Origin of the sequence: Streptomyces sp. SM11, from assembly GCF_002910905.1 — a bacterium.
Taxonomy (GTDB): domain Bacteria; phylum Actinomycetota; class Actinomycetes; order Streptomycetales; family Streptomycetaceae; genus Streptomyces.
In genome coordinates this window covers 1-3,672 of sequence record NZ_NEUE01000027.1, presented here as the reverse complement: position 1 = coordinate 3,672, position 3,672 = coordinate 1, and the positions used below count along the sequence as shown (strand labels likewise).

Sequence of the window (3,672 nt, the reverse complement as noted above, 5' to 3'; positions counted from 1 at the left end):
GCTCGCCCACGACGCCCTGCTCCGCGCCGTACGCGGCACCACCCGGGTGAGCCCGCTGGCGGTCGGCGGCGACGACCCGGAGCTGGTGTTCCTGCTGAAGTCCGCCGGCAATCTGGACACCGCCGTGGACCTCCTGGACCTGGGCGAGGCGGACCGCACCCCGGCGCACGTGGTGCTGGCCCGGGAGGCGGACGGCCCGTCGGCGCAGGGGCGTTGGGCGGTCGGGGCCGGGCTGTCCCGGCGTACGGCGGCCGCGTCCGCCCTGCGGGACCTGCTCGGTCAGGTGCAGCTCGCCGCCGAGGACCCGGGGGCGGCGGTCGACCCCGGTGACCCGCTGGTGGGTGATCTGGCCCCCGGGGCGATCGCGGTGGGCGGGGAGTCCGTCGCGGCGGACGCGGACGAGACCACGTTCGACGCGGTGCTGGAGGCCCTGCGGTCCGCCGGGCGCGACGCCCTGTACGTGCCGACGACCCCGGCGGACCTGCTCTCCGGCCCCATCGCCACGGCCCGGGTGCTGCTCACGGTGGACGGCGAGGGCGGCACCGATGCCCGTTGAGACGGCTCAGGACGCCTCGGACGCACGGAACGCACAGGACGCTTCGGACACGCCGGATACGTCGGGCGCCCCAGGCCCGTCAGCCTTCCCGGACGTGCCGAGCCCGGTGGACGCCCCGGACGCTTCGGACGCCCCGGTGCTGGAGGAGTCCACCCGGCTGCTCACGGAGCTGCTGGGGGAGGGGCTTGCCCGGCACGGCGGGGCGGAGGTGGCCCTGAAGCCGGACGTCGCGCCCCTCGGTGTACGCGACGCGTTCCGTCAGGAGGGGCCGGCCGCCTCCGCCGTCCCCGTGCGCTACTACGGGCGGCACGCCGTCGTCGGGCCCATTCCGGCGGCGGAGGGAGACGACGGCCGGCGCCCCTGCGCCCGCTGCCTGGAGCGCCGGTGGCAGGGCGTGCGGTCCGTCGCTCTGCGCGAGGCGCTGGAGCTCGGGTCCGGGACCCGGGCGGCGGGCCCGTCCCCGTACATCACCCCGTTCGCGGCCGAAGCGCTCGCCGGGGTCATCGCCGCCAGGCGGGACGGCGGCGGACCGGCCACCGGGGCCTTCCCCGCAGTCCACCTCGTCGATCTCCGGACCCTGACCGTGCGCCACTACCCGCTCGTCCCCGACCCGGAGTGCCCCGCCTGCGGGCGGCCCGAGCCCGACAGCGACACGGCGGCGGCCCTCACCCTGCGGCCCGCGCCCAAGCTGCGGCCAGGCGGCTTCCGGGTCCGGGACATCGGGGACTACGAGCTGCCCGTCGCGCCCTACGCCAACCCCGTCTGCGGGTCGCTCGGACCCTCCGTCGTCCAGGACGTCTCCTCCACGTCCACCTCCGCCACCATCGGCTGCTTCTCCATGCGCTCGGGGCCGTATCTGCGCGAGACGTTCTGGGGCGGGCACGCCGACACCTTCGCCGAGAGCCTGCGCATCGGGGTCCTGGAGGGCCTGGAGCGGTACGCGGGCATGCGGTCCCGCGCCAAACGCGCCCAGGTGCACGCCAGCCTGGACGCCCTGCGCGCCGAGGGCCGGGCCGTCGTGGACCCGCGTGTATGCGGCCTCTACTCCGACGCCTTCCACCGGGCCAACCCCCGCGTCCCGCCCTTCACTCCGGGACGGGAGATCCCCTGGGTGCGCGGCTGGTCGCTGCGCGACTCCCGTACCGTCCTGGTCCCCGAAGTGCTCACCTACTACCACGCGCCGGGCCTGGAGAACCGGTTCGTGCAGGAGAGCTCCAACGGCTGCGCGTCCGGGGGCGCGCTGGAGGAGGCCGCCTACTTCGGGCTTATGGAGGTCGTCGAGCGGGACGCGTTCCTGCTCTCCTGGTACGGGCGGGCCGCGCTGCCCGAGATCGACCCGCGCACCAGCCGCCGCCCCGCCACCCGGCAGATGGTGGACCGGCTGGAGATGTACGGCTACGAGGCACGGTTCTTCGACACCCGGATCACCTTCCCGATCCCCGTGGTCACCGGCGTCGCCGTCCGGCCCGACGGCGGGCCCGGCCGGATGTGCTTCGGCGCGGGCGCCGGACTCGACCCGGAGGCGGCGCTCGCGGGGGCGCTCTGCGAGATCGCCACCGACGCCGTCAACCTCCAGGGCCGCACGGAGCGGGACGAGGAGCGGCTGCGCCCGATGAGTGACGACTTCGCGAAGGTCGAGGCGCTGCACGACCACCCGCTGGCGTACGGGATCCCGGAGATGGGCGACCACGCGGACTTCCTGCTCGGCGCGCCGGGGAGCGTACGCCCACCGGCCCGTTCCTTCGACCAGTTGTACGGGGACGGGCCCGGCGCGCGGCCGGTACTCCCGGTCTCCGACGATCTGCGCGAGGACCTGTCGCGGTGCGTGGACACGGTCGCCGCCGCCGGGTTCGACGTGGTCGTCGTCGACCAGACCATGCCGGAACAGCGCGACCTGGGGCTGAGAACGGTGAGCGTGATCGTGCCGGGCCTGCTGCCGATCGACTTCGGCTGGACCCGCCAGCGAGCCCTGGGCATGCCCCGGCTGCGCACCGCCCTGCGCGAGGCGGGCCTGCGGACGGCGGACCTCACCGACGCCGATCTCAACCCGGCCCCGCACCCCTTCCCGTGACGCCTTCCCGTGACCAAGGAGCTCCCCATGGGATACGCCCATGAATACGCCGCCGCGATCATGCACCGCGGCCGGGTCCCGATGGACCCCGTGGACTATGTACCGAACTGGCAGGACGGCCCCCGCAAGGCCAAGTTCCACCCTGGCGCGGACGCCTTCCCGCTGCCGGACGCCCGCTACCCGGGCGGGGCGACGCTCGACCGGGGCCTGTTCCCCGAAGGCGCCGTGGGCCAGGGGGAGTTCGACCTCGTCTCGCTCTCCGGCATGCTCCGCGACTCGTACGGGCTGACCGGCCGCCGCCTCGGTGTCCAGGCCAACACGGACCTGAACGCGCTGCCCTTCTACCCGCTGGCCAACTGGTCGCGCGGCGCCGCCTCCGGCGGTGGGCTGTACCCGGTCAGCATCCACTGGGTGTCTGGGCCGAGCGGACCCGTTCCGCCCGGCGTGCACTACTACTCCACCCGGCACCACGCCATGCAGCGGCTGCTCACGGGCGATGTCTCCGGCCGGGTGCGCGACGCACTGGGGGAGGGTGCGCCGGGTCCTGAGACCGACCAGTACCTGGTGCTCGGCATCAAGTACTGGCAGAATTCCTTCAAGTACAACAGCTTCTCCTTCCACGCGGTCTCCATGGACCTCGGCGCCTGCGTCCAGACCTGGCGGATGTGGGCGGCCGCCCGGGGGCTGGCCGTCGAGCCGGCCCTCTGGTTCGACGAGGAACGCCTCGCGGAGCTCCTCGGGGTCGACCCGGTGGCGGAGGGGATCTTCGCCGTCGTGCCGCTCAGGTGGGCGGGCGGGCAGGCGGGCTCGCGGCGGCGGACCCCGGAAGCACCCGTCTCCGTCCGGCGCGGGGACGTCGAGCGTTCCCGTACGGTCCTCGCCTTCGACGCGCTGCTCCGCATGCAGGCGGCCACCTCGGCCGACGCCGCCGCCCGGCCCGCCCCCGACGCGCTGGCCCCGGCCGTCGCGCACCCCGCCGACCCGGCGCTCGCGGAGGTCGCGCTCGTCCAGTCCCGAGGGCCCGTCGTACGGCGACGGCCTGCGG

1 protein-coding gene and 2 pseudogenes are annotated in these 3,672 nt (G+C 75.0%); all 3 read left to right on the top strand.

Features of this window, described 5'->3' with window-relative positions:
* Nucleotides 1–556: pseudogene (locus B9S58_RS01780) on the top strand (transcriptional activator protein); the annotation flags it as partial.
* The gene (locus tag B9S58_RS01775; protein WP_258044144.1) at nucleotides 546–2,627 is read left to right on the top strand and encodes a TOMM precursor leader peptide-binding protein; all 2,082 of its coding nucleotides are present in this window, start codon (nucleotides 546–548) and stop codon (nucleotides 2,625–2,627) included. The pseudogene B9S58_RS01780 and the gene B9S58_RS01775, both read left to right, overlap by 11 nt.
* A 27-nt stretch (nucleotides 2,628–2,654) precedes the next feature.
* Nucleotides 2,655–3,672, top strand: a pseudogene (locus B9S58_RS01770) (nitroreductase); the annotation flags it as partial.